The 14,747-nt window shown below is 57.6% G+C and carries 12 protein-coding genes; 10 read left to right on the top strand and 2 right to left on the bottom strand.

Going from position 1 to position 14,747, the window contains the following annotated elements:
* Window positions 1–14 precede the first annotated feature (14 nt).
* Genes cpdA through parE form a run of 3 tightly spaced genes read left to right on the top strand, consistent with a single transcriptional unit; the run spans window position 15 to window position 3,344 of the window.
* Window positions 15–842 carry a 3',5'-cyclic-AMP phosphodiesterase gene (gene cpdA / locus AK59_RS0113710; RefSeq protein ID WP_029883039.1) on the top strand — a complete coding sequence of 276 codons (828 nt, stop codon included), beginning with the start codon at window positions 15–17 and terminating at the stop codon, window positions 840–842.
* Window positions 842–1,423 carry an esterase YqiA gene (gene yqiA, locus AK59_RS0113705; protein ID WP_029883038.1) on the top strand — a complete coding sequence of 194 codons (582 nt, stop codon included), beginning with the start codon at window positions 842–844 and terminating at the stop codon, window positions 1,421–1,423. The genes cpdA and yqiA overlap by 1 nt, the downstream gene beginning before the upstream one ends.
* Before the next feature lie 28 nt (window positions 1,424–1,451).
* Complete coding sequence (gene parE / locus AK59_RS0113700) at window positions 1,452–3,344, top strand: DNA topoisomerase IV subunit B (protein ID WP_013098740.1); 1,893 nt, start codon at window positions 1,452–1,454, stop codon at window positions 3,342–3,344.
* Window positions 3,345–3,403: 59 nt separating this feature from the next.
* On the opposite strand, the gene AK59_RS0113695 is transcribed toward parE, so the two are convergent.
* On the bottom strand, window positions 3,404–5,545 hold the full coding sequence (locus tag AK59_RS0113695) for a TonB-dependent siderophore receptor (RefSeq protein WP_029883037.1): 2,142 nt from the start codon (window positions 5,543–5,545) through the stop codon (window positions 3,404–3,406).
* Between the two features lie 382 nt (window positions 5,546–5,927).
* Here AK59_RS0113695 and AK59_RS0113690 point away from each other — a divergent pair, with 382 nt between their 5' ends.
* From AK59_RS0113690 to AK59_RS0113670, 5 genes are read left to right on the top strand one after another with little or no spacing between them, the layout of a single operon-like run.
* Window positions 5,928–6,740 (top strand): ABC transporter ATP-binding protein, encoded by an 813-nt coding sequence (locus AK59_RS0113690; RefSeq protein WP_029883036.1) that lies wholly within the window; start codon window positions 5,928–5,930, stop codon window positions 6,738–6,740.
* On the top strand, window positions 6,737–7,720 hold the full coding sequence (locus tag AK59_RS0113685) for a FecCD family ABC transporter permease (protein ID WP_029883035.1): 984 nt from the start codon (window positions 6,737–6,739) through the stop codon (window positions 7,718–7,720). Before AK59_RS0113690 ends, AK59_RS0113685 begins: the two co-directional genes overlap by 4 nt.
* On the top strand, window positions 7,717–8,757 hold the full coding sequence (locus AK59_RS0113680; RefSeq protein WP_029883034.1) for a FecCD family ABC transporter permease: 1,041 nt from the start codon (window positions 7,717–7,719) through the stop codon (window positions 8,755–8,757). Before AK59_RS0113685 ends, AK59_RS0113680 begins: the two co-directional genes overlap by 4 nt.
* Before the next feature lie 9 nt (window positions 8,758–8,766).
* The gene (locus tag AK59_RS0113675; protein WP_029883033.1) at window positions 8,767–9,717 is read left to right on the top strand and encodes an iron-siderophore ABC transporter substrate-binding protein; all 951 of its coding nucleotides are present in this window, start codon (window positions 8,767–8,769) and stop codon (window positions 9,715–9,717) included.
* Window positions 9,714–10,601, top strand: a complete 888-nt coding sequence (locus AK59_RS0113670; RefSeq protein ID WP_029883032.1) for a MurR/RpiR family transcriptional regulator — start codon at window positions 9,714–9,716, stop codon at window positions 10,599–10,601. Before AK59_RS0113675 ends, AK59_RS0113670 begins: the two co-directional genes overlap by 4 nt.
* Before the next feature lie 23 nt (window positions 10,602–10,624).
* Here AK59_RS0113670 and AK59_RS0113665 read toward each other — a convergent pair whose 3' ends face one another.
* Complete coding sequence (locus AK59_RS0113665) at window positions 10,625–11,464, bottom strand: helix-turn-helix transcriptional regulator (protein WP_029883031.1); 840 nt, start codon at window positions 11,462–11,464, stop codon at window positions 10,625–10,627.
* A gap of 166 nt (window positions 11,465–11,630) precedes the next feature.
* Here AK59_RS0113665 and AK59_RS0113660 point away from each other — a divergent pair, with 166 nt between their 5' ends.
* Window positions 11,631–13,433 (top strand): DUF2264 domain-containing protein, encoded by a 1,803-nt coding sequence (locus tag AK59_RS0113660; protein WP_029883030.1) that lies wholly within the window; start codon window positions 11,631–11,633, stop codon window positions 13,431–13,433.
* 32 nt (window positions 13,434–13,465) lie between these two features.
* Entirely contained in the window at window positions 13,466–14,731 is a 1,266-nt protein-coding gene (locus AK59_RS0113655; RefSeq protein ID WP_029883029.1) for an oligosaccharide MFS transporter, read from the top strand.
* Window positions 14,732–14,747: the final 16 nt, after the last annotated feature.

The following is a 14,747-nucleotide window of genomic DNA, read 5'->3' as shown; positions in this document are numbered from 1 at the left end:
CCTAAGGACACCATTTGGAAAGCCTGTTGAACCTGACTGTTGCTGGTGGGGCACCAGTCAGGATATTACAAATCACCGATACTCACCTTTTTGCCGAAAAGCATGAAACGCTGCTGGGGGTGAACACCTGGGAGAGTTATCAGGCTGTACTTAGCGCTATTCACGCTGAAAATCGTGCCTGCGATCTGATCGTTGCAACGGGCGATCTGGCGCAGGATCAATCCTCCGCGGCCTACCAGCATTTTGCTGAAGGCATCGCGAGCTTTAGCGTGCCGTGCGTCTGGCTTCCGGGCAACCACGACTTTCAGCCTGCGATGTACAGCTCTCTTCAGGAGGCGGGGATCTCTCCGGCGAAGTGTGTGTTTGCCGGTGAGCAGTGGCAGATCCTGCTGCTCGACAGCCAGGTGTTTGGCGTCCCGCACGGTGAGTTAAGCGAGTTTCAGCTCGACTGGCTGGAGACCAAACTGGCCGCCGAACCGGCACGACATACGCTGCTTTTGCTTCATCATCATCCGCTTCCGGCGGGCTGTAGCTGGCTCGATCAACACAGCCTGCGCAATTCTGCCGCCCTGGATAGCGTGCTGGTGAAATTCCCGCGCGTGAAGAATCTGCTGTGCGGACACATTCATCAGGAACAGGATCTCGACTGGAATGGCCGCCGTCTGCTGGCGACGCCGTCGACCTGCGTTCAGTTTAAGCCGCACTGCGCGAACTTTACCCTGGATACCATCGCGCCGGGCTGGCGCTGGCTGGAACTGCATGCGGATGGTTCACTGGCCACGGAAGTCTGCCGTCTGGCAGGCGCGCAATTCCGCCCCGATACTGCTTCAGAAGGCTATTGATGTCTACGCTCCTCTACCTGCATGGGTTCAACAGCTCGCCGCGATCTGCCAAAGCGACACAGTTACGCCAGTGGCTGAGCGAGCATCATTCGCACGTTGAGATGATTATCCCGCAGCTGCCGCCTTATCCGGCAGAGGCGGCGGAGATGCTGGAATCCATTGTTCTGGAACACGGCGGCGAATCTTTCGGCGTGGTGGGTTCCTCGCTGGGAGGGTATTACGCCACATGGCTCTCGCAATGCTTTATGCTGCCCGCCGTTGTGGTTAACCCGGCGGTTCGACCGTTTGAGCTGCTGCGGGACTTTCTTGGCGAAAACGAGAACCCCTACACCGGCCAACAATATGTGCTAGAGTCACGCCATATTTACGATCTCAAAGTTATGCAGGTCGACCCGCTTGAAGCACCGGACCTGATCTGGCTGCTGCAACAAACGGGTGATGAAGTGCTGGATTACCGCCAGGCAGTGGCGTATTACGCCTCCTGCCGCCAGACTATAGAAGAGGGCGGAAACCATGCTTTCACGGGCTTTGAAGATCATTTCACCCAGATTGTCGATTTTCTTGGACTGCACAGCCTCTGACAATCAATGCGAATTGCTAGTTTAAATCATGACGCAAACCTATAACGCTGATGCCATTGAGGTACTCACCGGGCTTGAGCCGGTTCGCCGCCGCCCGGGGATGTACACCGATACGACGCGCCCAAACCATCTGGGCCAGGAAGTTATTGATAACAGTGTCGACGAAGCGCTGGCAGGCCATGCCAAACGCGTCGACGTTATCCTGCATGCCGATCAGTCGCTGGAAGTTATCGACGACGGTCGCGGCATGCCGGTGGATATCCACCCGGAAGAGGGCGTACCGGCCGTTGAGCTGATCCTCTGCCGACTGCATGCGGGCGGTAAGTTCTCCAACAAGAACTACCAGTTCTCCGGTGGTTTGCACGGCGTGGGGATCTCCGTGGTTAACGCCCTGTCTAAGCGCGTGGAAGTGAACGTTCGCCGCGACGGCCAGGTGTATAACATCGCGTTTGAAAACGGCGAGAAAGTGCAGGATCTGCAGGTTGTCGGCACGTGCGGTAAACGCAACACCGGCACCAGCGTCCACTTCTGGCCTGACGAAAGCTTCTTCGACAGCCCACGTTTCTCCGTTTCTCGCCTGACGCACCTGCTGAAAGCCAAAGCGGTGCTGTGCCCTGGCGTGGAAATCACGTTTAAAGATAACGTCAACAATACCGAGCAGAGCTGGTGCTATGCCGACGGCCTGAACGACTACCTGTGCGAAGCGGTAAACGGCCTGCCGACGCTGCCGGAAAAACCGTTCGTCGGTAATTTCACCGGTGACACCGAAGCGGTGGACTGGGCGCTGCTGTGGCTGCCGGAAGGCGGTGAGCTGTTGACCGAAAGTTACGTCAACCTGATCCCAACCATGCTCGGCGGTACACACGTTAACGGGCTGCGTCAGGGTCTGCTGGATGCGATGCGTGAATTCTGCGAATACCGCAACATTCTGCCGCGCGGCGTGAAGCTGTCGGCGGAAGATATCTGGGATCGCTGCGCCTACGTGCTTTCCGTGAAGATGCAGGATCCGCAGTTTGCCGGGCAAACCAAAGAGCGTCTCTCCTCGCGTCAGTGCGCAGCCTTTGTTTCCGGCGTGGTCAAAGATGCCTTCACCCTGTGGCTGAACCAGAACGTTCAGGCTGCAGAGATGCTGGCGGAAATGGCGATCTCCAGCGCGCAGCGTCGTCTGCGTGCGGCGAAGAAAGTGGTGCGTAAAAAGCTCACCAGCGGCCCTGCGTTGCCGGGCAAGCTGGCGGACTGTACCGCGCAGGATCTTAACCGTACCGAGCTGTTCCTGGTGGAAGGGGACTCGGCAGGGGGATCGGCCAAGCAGGCGCGCGACCGTGAATACCAGGCGATCATGCCGCTTAAAGGTAAGATCCTGAATACCTGGGAAGTCTCGTCCGATGAAGTGCTGGCCTCGCAGGAAGTGCATGATATCTCTGTTGCGATCGGTATCGATCCGGACAGCGAAGATCTTAGCCAGCTGCGCTACGGCAAAATCTGTATCCTCGCGGATGCGGACTCCGATGGTCTGCACATCGCCACGCTGTTGTGCGCACTCTTCGTGAAGCACTTCCGCACGCTGGTGAAAAACGGCCACGTCTACGTCGCGCTGCCGCCGCTCTACCGTATCGATCTCGGCAAAGAGGTGTACTACGCGCTGACGGAAGAAGAGAAAGCGGGCGTGCTGGAGCAGCTCAAGCGCAAGAAGGGCAAACCAAACGTTCAGCGCTTTAAAGGGCTGGGCGAGATGAACCCAATGCAGCTGCGCGAAACCACGCTGGATCCTAACACCCGTCGTCTGGTTCAACTGACCATCAGCGATGAAGATGAACAGCAAACCAACGCCATGATGGATATGCTGCTGGCCAAAAAACGCTCGGAAGACCGACGCAACTGGCTGCAGGAGAAAGGCGATATGGCGGATATTGAGGCCTGATGCCTCAGCCATAGCAATCGTAGGCCCGGTAAGCGCTAGCGCCACCGGGCTTTTTTACATCAAAACGCCATCTTCACCGTAAACTGCACTTCGCGCGGGTCGCCAATCTGGTTGCCCAGGTTGTTGGTCGCAATGGACGAGGTGTAGTAGGTTTTATCAAACAGGTTCTTCACGTTCACCTGCAGCGTCACCGGATACTGCAGCTTCATTTTGTAGGCCACAAAGGCATCGGCAACAAAGTATCCCGGTAAATAATAATCCGCACCGTTGGTCGCTGAACGACGGCTCACGCCGTGCCCACCGCCGCCAAGCGTCAGGGTATTCCCGCCGATCGCGTTATGAATGTCGTAAGTCAGGAACAGGGAACCGGTATGACGCGGCACGTTCGGCAGGGGCTTACCCGCGTAGTCTGGATCCTCCAGCACTTTGGCATCGGTGTAGCCGTAGCTGGCGATAATATTGGTATTCTCAGTCAGCGATCCGGCAAGATCCACCTCCACTCCCTGCGAGCGTACGCGGCCAGCGGTTTTGGCGATGGTTTCACCCCCCACGCTTTCGTTGTACAGCACGTTGCGCTTGTGAATATCAAACAGCGCAATGTTGGCGGTAATGCCATCGAACAGGTCAAATTTAGCCCCCACTTCGTAAGCATTAGACGTTTCCGGCGGCAGGTCACCAATGTAGCTCGCAATGGATGATTGCGGCATAAACGTCTGGGAATAGTTAGCAAACAGCGAGACGGATGGCGTGAGCTTGTAGACCAGCCCCAGCTTCGGCGTCCACTGTTCGTCGCGGCTGTCGGTATTCACATTGAACGGGCGACCCTTGCCCGCATACTGGGTGTAATACTGGTAACGCAGCCCGGCAACGGCAATCCACTTATCGGTGAGATACAGGGCGTCCTGCGCGTAGGCGGAGTAGCTTTCCTGTTTGAGCGTCTGGTCGCTATCAGCGGCGGAGACGGTGGTGCATTTACTGAGATTGCCGTAGGTCGGATGGTAGATATTGAAATCTTTAACGTTCTTACAGCGCATCATGTCCGTACGCAGCAGATCGTAATTCTCATACGACACACCGGTCAGGATCTCATTGTAAAAGCCCGCGATATCCACGTTCCCCTGCAGATCCGCACGCGTACTGTGCATACGCTGAGTCGAGCCCTGGGTGGCATCCACGCGGCGGGTCAGGTTACCCGTTTTGGCGTCATAGGCCATCACGCGCGCCTGGTTATCGCTGTATTTATCCTGGCTAAAGCTGTAGTCAAACTTCGCGGTCCACTGGCTGTTGAGACGGTATTCGGCGTTCAGTTGCGCCAGATCGGACTGCCCGTCGGTAACGTTAAACGGCTCGTCAAAGCGGGTTTTACGATCCACGTTTACCGGCTGTTTGGTGTTGAGATCGAAAATGGTTCCCCGATCGAACGGCGTTTTATAGTCGCGATGTGAATAGAGCACGGTCACGGTGGCATCATCACCAAACCAGGTCAACGACGGGGCGATAAAGGTGCTGCGCTCGTTGCCAAAATTACGCCAGTAATCTTCATCCTGATACTCGCCCGTCAGGCGATACGCCAGCCGCGTGCCGTCAATCGGGCCGGTGACATCAACCTGCCCGGTGCCGCCGCCAAAGCTTGAGGAGGTAGCGGAAATTGAGCCGCCGAAGCGGGTTTCCGGGCGTTTGGTAACCACGTTGATCAGGCCGCCAGGATCGAGAATGCCATACAGCGTTGAGGCCGGCCCTTTCAGCACCTCCACGCGCTCGGTCGCGGCATTAAAGCTGCGCGGCAGCACGGTGCGCAGACCGTTGGTCATTATTGACCCGTCGCGGTTCGCGCCAAATCCCCGGCGCACAAACGCATCCTGCGTACCGCCCAGGGTGTTGGTCTGCACCACGTTGCTGACGTTATAAAGGACTTCATCAAGCGAAGTAGCGTGCTGATCTTCCAGCACTTTATCACTGACGGTATTCACCACCTGCGGAATATCCAGCATCGGCATGTTGGTTAGCGTGGCGGTGGAGGTGTTAAGCGGCTGATAGCCGTTTGTGGCCTCAGCCACGGCATGGGGATCGGCGGTGACGGTCAGCGTTTCGCCGTCGTTAGCCGTTGCGGTGTCGGCTGCCTGCACCAGCGGTGCCATAAACAGCAGTGAAAAGAGCGCGCGCCCTTTTACCCCAGAGAGAGAAGGTGTGAACGTAGCCATTACATCTGTTTTCCCAAAAGATCCCGCGCATGAAGGGCGCGGAAGAATGTATGAGTCATTGCCCTTAATTGTCTGCTCGTTAGCCATGTGGCATCGAACATGTAATTGAGAATCATTCAATCATGCGGCAATGTAGTAGTAAATGGAAAAACGCAAAAATCGACTACAGGCTAAAACCTCCCGTCCTGATATAAGTGGATTGCATGTAATTCATTGAAAATAATTAAATAAATAATAAAAGCGGCGCTGTAGTACCTGTTATTTAACCCTGGCTTTATCAGGGTGTTTATCCCCTTGACTACTACATGGCGCAGCGGCAAACTTTCAAAAGAGAATGAGTTTTATTTTTATTTGTTCGATTTTTTATTAAGTTGGCATTCACGTGGCGCACAACACCCATAAACCGGGGCTGGTTCTGGAGAACCTCTCCGCGGGCTATCAGAAAAAAATCATCGTCGATGATATCTCCCTTGCGATCCCCCGGCAGAAAATGACCGTGCTGGTAGGGGCGAACGGCTGTGGAAAATCCACGCTACTGAGCACTATCGCGCGTCTGCTGCAGCCGCTTGGCGGGGCCGCACTGCTTGATGGCAAAGCCATTCACGAGCAACCAACCAGAGCGGTAGCCTGCCAGCTGGGGATCCTGCCGCAATCTCCGCTGCTGCCGGAAGGGCTGACGGTGTTTGAGCTGGTATCACGCGGCCGTTTTCCCTGGCAAAATTTTATGCGCCAGTGGAGCGATGAAGACGAGCAGGCCGTTGAAGAGGCTCTGCACCTGACCGGTACGGCAGAGTTTGCACATCAGCCCGTCGAAAGCCTCTCCGGCGGCCAGCGCCAGCGCTGCTGGATCGCAATGGCCCTGGCGCAGCAAACGCCCTATATCCTGCTGGATGAACCGACAACCTTTCTCGATCTCCGCTATCAGGTGGAGATCCTCGAGCTGCTGCATACCCTGACCCGCCAGCATGGCCGTACGGTGGTGGTGGTGCTCCACGATCTCAACTTCGCCGTCAACTATGGCGATTCCCTGGTCTTTTTACGCCAGGGCAAAGTCGAGGGGGTATTGCATGAAGGCGACGTCTGCACGCCGGAACTCATCAAAGCAGTGTTTGATGTCGATGTCCATATGTCGGTTAATCCGCTGACCGGTAAGCCGTTCTTTATGCCATTCCGCCAGGCGGCGGAAAAATCATGATGCGAACGTCACTGGCTTTCCTGCTGTTTGCCTTGCTGCTGGTGATGGGCGCGATTGCCCACCTGGGTATCGGTGCGCGTGTCATTGCTCCCCAGACGGTGGTGCAGGCCTTGCTTCATTTCGACCCGCGCAATTTCGATCACAACGTGATTGTCAGATTACGCCTGATACGGCTGGCTGCCGCCATGGTCACCGGGGCGGCGCTGGGCGTGGCGGGCGTGTTGTTACAGTCGGTGATCCGTAACCCGCTGGGCGAGCCGCATATTCTGGGGCTTAACGCGGGGGCGGCGCTGGCAGTGGTGCTGACCAGCGCGCTCGGGTTTACCTTGCCGTTTGGCCGCCCGCTGATTGCCGCTGTCGGTGCCGCCGCGCTGTTTATGCTGGTGCTGACGTTCTCCTCTTCAGGGCGAACCGGCCTCACGCCGATGAAAATTACCTTATGCGGCGTGGCGATGTCGGCGTTTGCGTCGTCGATTACCGCCACGGTGCTGATTCTGGATGAACAGACGCTGCTTGCCATGCGCACCTGGCTGGCGGGAGATCTTGCCGGGCTTAACGCGGAGATCGTTCGCAGCGCATCCTGGGTTGCCGCTGTGGGGTTCGCTCTGGCGCTCTGGCTGTCGCCATCGCTCAATATGCTGGCCCTGGGCGACCGGATGGCGCAGGGGCTGGGCGTGTCGCTGCTCAAAACTCGCCTTTTGGCTCTGCTGGCGATTGCGCTGCTTTGCGGCGCAGCCGTCTCCATTGCCGGGCCGATTGGTTTTATTGGCCTGGTCGTGCCACAGCTGATCCGCCGTCTGGTGTCGGTGGACTTACGCGTGATGGTGCCGCTTTCTGCCCTGTGCGGGGCGCTGGTGTTACTGCTGGCGGATATCGCGGCCCGTACGCTGTTTACGCCGTATGAGCTGGCGACCGGGATCATGACCGCGCTGGTGGGGGCTCCTCTCTTTATCCTGATGGCATCAAGGATGTTCAAATGAGCCGGGCCGGACTGCTTGCATGGCGTGTCGGGCCGTTTTCCGGGCAGGTACGCCCGGCGGCAGTGGCGCGCGTTACGCTTATTGCTCTAATGGGCGTTCTTCTGCTGGGGTTTGGCCTGACGCACGGTTCACTTCCCATCCCCATTTCCGCCATCGGGCGCGCGCTGTTCTCCGGAGAACCCCTGGAGGCGGATGCGCGCTATATCGTGATGGATATCCGCCTGCCACGGCTGCTGATGGCCATTTTAAGCGGCGCGATGCTGGGCATGGCGGGGGCGGCGATGCAGTCCATCACCCGCAATGGCCTGGCCGATCCGGGGCTTATTGGTGTGAAAGAGGGCTGCAGCGCGGCGGTGCTGCTGCTGATTTTTCAGTTCCCGGCGCTGGGGCTGGCCTGGCGTCCGCTGGTCGGGATGGTCGGTGGACTCCTTACCGCGCTGCTGGTGGTGGCGCTGGCCCGCGATATCTCGCGTCCGCGTTTTATTCTGATTGGGATTGGCGTCTCATGGGCCTTCTCTGCGGCAATGGGGATCTTTATGACCACCGCCGACGTGCGCGATGTGCAGACGGCGATGCTGTGGCTGGCGGGGAGCCTGCACGCGGCAAACTGGACGCTGGTTGGTATCGCCGCAGCCTGGGCGGCCCCGGCGTTTGCGCTGCTGCTCTTTACCGCCCGCGCGGCTGACGTGGCATTGCTGGGCAACCACGCCGCAACGGGGCTCGGGGTTCGCACCGCACGATTAGCGCTACTGCGCGTTCTCGCGCCAGTGGTGTTAACGGCGGCCTGTGTCTCCTGCGTGGGGAGTATTGGTTTTGTGGGGCTGATTGCGCCGCATATGGCGCGTCTGGTACTGCGCGGTGGACAAACTGCGTTGTTGATGGGCAGTGCCGTGCTGGGTGCGCTGCTGGTGCTGCTGGCGGATACCGTCGGGCGGCTGGCATTCCTGCCGCTGCAGTTACCGGCGGGGATTGTGATTTCACTGATTGGCGGACCGTTTTTCCTGCTGCTGCTCTGGCAGCGTCGGGACAGATTTTAGAGGACTAAGATGCGCGTACTTGTTTCGATGCTGTTGCTGATAGGGTTTGCGGTGAGTGCGGCGGAGCCGACGCAGACGTTCACTGACGATCTGGGGCGTAAGGTGGAGGTGCCGCTTCACCCGAAGCGGATCGTCTCGCTGCACGACCTGGATATCACCATTCCACTGATTGAGCTTGGCGTACCGCCCGTCGCCAGCCACGGCCGCACACGCCCGGACGGCAGCCATTTTCTGCGCGCAAGCGGCATGCTGACGGGGGTGGATTTCGATAATTCCGACATCAAATTCATCGGCACGGCGGATATCGACATTGAAGCCATTGCTGCCGCCAAACCCGATCTGATCATCACTGAGCCGACCCGCAACACGCCGGTGGAACAGCTGGAGAAGATTGCCCCGACGGTGAGTATCGACCATCTCGACGGCGGTGCACCGGAGATCTACCGCAAGCTGGCGCAGCTCACCGGTACGCAGGCGCGGCTGAAAATCCTGGAGCGCCGCTATCAGGAGCAAATCAAGGCGCTGAAGGCGACCATCGATACGCGTAAAATCACCGTGTCGGTGATTCAGGCTAACCAGGGAAAAATCAATGCCATGCACAGCTACCACTCTTTAGGCCGCGTGCTGCGTGACGCCGGATTTACCTTCCCGCCGCTGATTGAGAGTATTCCTGAAGGGGGACGGATTGACGTCAGCGCCGAACGTCTGCCGGAGCTGGACGCCGATTTTGTCTTTGCCACCTGGCGCGGCGACACCGGGGGTAAACCGCAGGACGAGCTGGCGGCGATGGAGGCGGTGATGCCGGGCTGGTGCCAGTTCCTGAACGCCTGTCGGACCGGCCACTACGTGCTGATTTCACGCGAAGAGGCCATTTCGAACTCCTTCGCCTCTTTAGGGCTGATGGCCGCGCAGGTACAGTCGCAGATTGCCGGGCGGCCATTGCCGGAGGTATCACCGTGATCCGTAAAGAGAAAGGGCGCGTGGATGTTTACGGGGAGCGCTTTCGCGCGCGTGCGCATCATCTGACGCCGCGTCTGCTGCAGGTGGCGCGCTACATCAACGAGAACCGGGAAGCGGTGATGGAGCAGACGGCAATGGAAATCGCCACGCTGCTAAAAACCTCGGACGCCACCGTGGTCCGCGCGATCCAGGCGCTGGGTTTTGCCGGGCTGCGCGATCTGAAGCAGACGCTGGAGCAGTGGTTTGGTCCGGTGGTGACGTCCAGCGAAAAGATCTCCTCGACGGTTAACACGCTCACCAGCGACGTCAACGCGAGCATCGATTTTGTGCTGGAAGGGCATCAGCACACCTGTGAGGTCTTGTCGCAACCGCACAACCGCTATGCGATGGCGCAGGCGGTGTCGCTGCTGGCACAGGCCAGGCAGGTGGCGATCTTCGGCATTGGTGCCTCCGGCATTCTGGCCGAGTACACCGCCAGATTATTCTGCCGGATGGGGCTCCCCGCCATGCCGCTCAACCGCACCGGGATAGGTCTTGCCGAACAGCTGATTGCGCTCCAGCGCGGCGATGTGCTGGTGATGATGGCGCAAAAATCTGCACACCGGGAAGGACAAACCACGCTGCGGGAAGCCAAACGTCTGGGGATCCCGACGATTTTGCTGACCAACGCCCTGGACTCACGCTTCAGCAAAGAGGCCAGCGTGGTGATCCATGTGCCGCGCGGCGGAGAAAAGGGCAAAATCCCGCTGCACGGTACGGTGCTGCTGTGCCTGGAGATGATTATTTTGTCCGTCGCCTCCACCGAGCCGCAGCGCACCATCAAATCCATGAAGCGCATCAACGAGTTTCATCGTGGGTTAAAGCCGGGGAAGAAGAGCGGTTAAAGCATGCCGGGCGCTCACGTCGTTTATCGGTCAGCATGGTTCTTCCGGTACTGCAACGGCGTCTCGCCAATCCCCTTCTTAAACGCGCTGATAAACCACGTCACGTCGGAAAATCCCACCTGCGTGGCAATCTCGCGTACGCTCGCCTCGCTGTGCAGCAGGCGCTCGCAGGCCTTGCGCAGCCTTAGCGTATTCAGGTAATCATGGATCTTCTCGCCCGTCTCCGCATGGAATTTTCGCGATACGTAGCTGCGGGATTTCCCCAGCGTTTCTGCCAGGGCGTCCAGGCGAAATTTCTCCTGGTAATGTTCGTCCAGCCAGAACATCACCTGGCTGGCGAGCCCAAGGCTACTGCCCGGCGCACGGGCATTATCGTCCGGGAGCATGGCGAATAAACCAATCAACAGCGCGGCTATTCCCTCGCGGGTTAAAGGCGACGGGTAACAGCCGAGCAGATGATCGACATGGTGATGGCAGTGCGCCAGATCGGCGACCCACGCTCCCGCGCCCCGGGCAGAAAGTTTCTGCAGCCGCTGCTGCGTGTGGGGAAAATCGCGCAGGGCTGTAAGCACCGCGTGAGGGTCGAGATGAATAATGGTACGTCTGTAAATCGCTTCTGCCTGCTCATCCACCCTCACTTTATGCAGGGTAAACGGCGGAAAGAAAAACAGCCGCCCGGGGCGCATGGTGTAGTGACGGTTATCGACAATGGCGACGCCAAATCCTTCTTCCACATACAGAATCTCCAGACACTGATGCCAGTGATGGTAACGCACGGTATTGGCAAACAGACGGCTGAATGACACGACGGTGTCATTTAAGGTGATCAGTTCCAGCCGGTCGGAGGTGGGCGTGTCGCGCATAGTGCAATAAAACTCAATTTTCTGCCGTTATCTTCTCGTTATAAACCACCTTTTTAAATTTTCTCAACTGGAGGTTTATTTAGCCTTCACGGCTGTGACGTGGCTAACATTTATCCCCCTTGCGGATTCACTATCCTTCGTCGCAGTTGATGACGAGGGCGAGCGTATGTCTAAAAAATCAAATCCATTGTCTTCGCGCCAGGAGGTAGTGGCGTCGTTACATGACCTGCTGGGCGCGCTGGATAAGTCCTTTCCGCAGGATTGTTCCCGGTTCTCGCTGGGAGAAACCTGTGCGCATTACCCCACGGAGATTGCGCAGATGGAAGGGCTATCCCGCGCGCTGTGGGGTCTGTTTCCGCTGATGGCGGGCGGCGGGGACGAGCCGTTTAGTGAGAAGTACCTGACCGCCATTAAGCTCGGCACCGATCCGCAGAGCCCGGGCTATTGGGGGAAAACCGGCCCGTACGACCAGCGTCTGGTGGAGATGGCGGCTTACGGCCTGGGGCTGGCGCTGCTGGGGGATAAGCTTACCTGCCGCTTCAGTGAACGTGAGGTAATGAACCTGCACGCGTGGCTCAACCAGATCACCGATGCGCAGATGCCGGACAGCAACTGGAACTACTTTGCGATTATGGTGCAGCTTGGCTTCAAATGTGCCGGGCTGCCGTATGATCCGCGCGCCATCGACCGTCGGTTTGCGATGATGGAGGCGTATTATCTGGGTGACGGCTGGTATTCTGACGGTCCGGGCCGCCCGAAGGATTACTACATCTCAATGGCGTTCCACTTCTACGGCCTGATTTATGCCACCCTCGGCGGTGATGAAAAAAGGGCGGAGGTGTTACGCGAGCGTGCCCGTCAGTTCGCCGAAGATTTTATTTACTGGTCTGCCGCCGACGGCGCGTCGGTACCGTTTGGCCGGAGCCTCACCTATCGCTTCGCGATGGTCGCTTTCTGGAGCGCCGTGGCCTTTTCCGGGCTGAATGTCTTCTCGCCGGGCATCGTGAAGGGCATTGTACTGCGCCATCTTCGCTGGTGGCAGCGGCAGCCGATGACCGATCGCGACGGTATTTTGACCCTCGGTTTTACTTATCCCAACCTGGTGATGTGCGAGGATTATAACGCCCCCGGCTCACCGTACTGGGCGCTGAAAACGTACCTGATGCTGGCCTTGCCGGAGTCACACCCGTTCTGGCAGGCAGAAGAGCAGCCGCTCCCCTCGCTGGCGGAAAAACGCGTGGTCCACCCAGCGCAGCACATCCTGATGCATGCGGATAACTCACAGCACGTCACGATGCTCACTGCCGGTCAGCTTGAGCTGAATAACTACGTCAACACCGAAGCCAAATACACCAAATTTGCGTACTCAAGCCGCTTTGGCTTCACCCTCGAGCGGGGGCGCTTTGGCCTGAAACATGCCGCCTGCGACTCGATGTTACTGCTGGCGGAGGGGGATAACTACTTCCGCGGGCGTCGCGAATGCGCGGAGGTGCGGGTGGATGAGAACTACCTCTATTCACGCTGGTCACCCTGGCATGATGTCCATGTCGAAACCTGGCAAATTCCCTTTGGCGAGTGGCACGTGCGTCTGCACCGCATTAACAGCGCTCGCACCCTTCAGGCAGTGGAGGGCGGTTTTGCGGTGATGAAAACCGAACACCACATTCATGAGCGTGGCTGTTACCTGACGGCCAGCAACGGCAGCAGCGTGATTGTCGATCTCTCCCCGGCCATTGCCCGGGAGCCAGACAGCATCGTCACGCCGCCGAACAGCAGCATTATGTTCCCGGAATGCGCATCCATTCCGCTGTTAAAAACCGATCTCCCTCAGGGAGAGAGCTGGCTCTGTTGCGCCGTCGTGGCCAGCGAGAAACCCCCCGCGGCATTGGCACCTGAACTGAAGATGACCCCTGACCAGGTCGCGATCCGCGAACCCGGAGGCGAACGTAAGCTGTCGTTCACATTATAAAAAATCTGACCCTACACGTCGGCGAGGATGATATGAAAAGTGCATCTACAACGAACAGAACCGAATATTATAAAATCAGCAGCTTTATATTTCTCTATTTCTTTACCTGGTCTGCCAGTATTGGGCTATTAGCCATCTGGCTCGGCCAAAAGGCGAATCTCAGCGGCTCGGTAATTGGCACTGTCTTTGCGGTCAACGGTGTCTTCTCAGTCATTCTTAAACCGATCTACGGCTATATTCTCGATAAGATCGGCATGAGTAAATATCTGCTCTATTTTGTGGTTGCCATGTCCGCACTGATGGCGCCGTTCTTTATTTATGTTTATCAGCCGCTGCTGATGTCCAATACTCTGGTGGGGATCATCATTGGCGCGCTCTATTTAAGCTTTGCCTGGTACGCGGGCGTGGCGGCGTGTGAATCCTATTCTGACCGCTTTAGCCGTTTAAACGGTATGGAGTTCGGGCAAATTCGCATGTGGGGATCGCTTGGCTGGGCCGTGGCGTCCTCGTTCTCCGGTCTGCTGTTTAATCTCTCTCCGGCGTATAACTTTATTCTGGGCAGCGTCGCATCCATCATCATGCTGATCGTCCTTGTGAGCCTGAAAGTGAACACTAACTCCGCTCACGCCAGCGAGGTGCTGACCAAAGAGAAAATCGCCCCTGCGGATGTCTATGCTCTGCTGCGTAACCGCAAGTTCTGGGCGTTCTGCCTGTATGTGGCGGGCGTGGCGTGGATGATGTTTATTGCCGAGCAGCAGTTCTCACGCTATTTCGTCACGTTCTTTGATGATATTCACCAGGGTAACGCGGTGTTCGGTTATCTGGGAACCGTACAGTCGGGTATGGAATTTGTGATGTATATGGTGATCCCGCTGTTGGTGAATAGTATTGGTGCCAAGCGTGGGCTGTTAATTGTCGGGCTGGTGGTCGGTGCGCGACTGATTATTTCCGGCCTGTGCGATTCCCATCTGTTAATTTCCGTACTGAAACCGCTGTATGGCCTGGAAATATGTCTGCTGCTGGTATCGGTCTTTAAATATATTGCTGAGCATTTCGATAAACGCGTTAACGCCACCATGTATCTGCTGGGCTATCAGGCCATGCTCTACGTGGGCAACGTGGTTGTCTCTTCGCCTGCCGGCTATCTGTATGACCGCATCGGCTTTGAGCACACCTATATCATTATGGGGGCCACGGCGCTGACCTTTACGTTTATCTCTGCCTTTACGTTATCCGCCTGCCAGAGCAAATGGCGCGGTACCCGCTCGCTGAACGCAGCAGAACCCTCATCCCGGTAATTTAAAGGACCCGAAA

Source organism: Enterobacter sp. T1-1 (assembly GCF_000710795.1).
In the GTDB taxonomy this organism is placed as follows: Bacteria; Pseudomonadota; Gammaproteobacteria; order Enterobacterales; family Enterobacteriaceae; genus Enterobacter; species Enterobacter cloacae.
The sequence above is the reverse complement of the archived record's forward strand: the minus strand, read 5'-3'. Positions and strand labels throughout refer to the sequence as shown.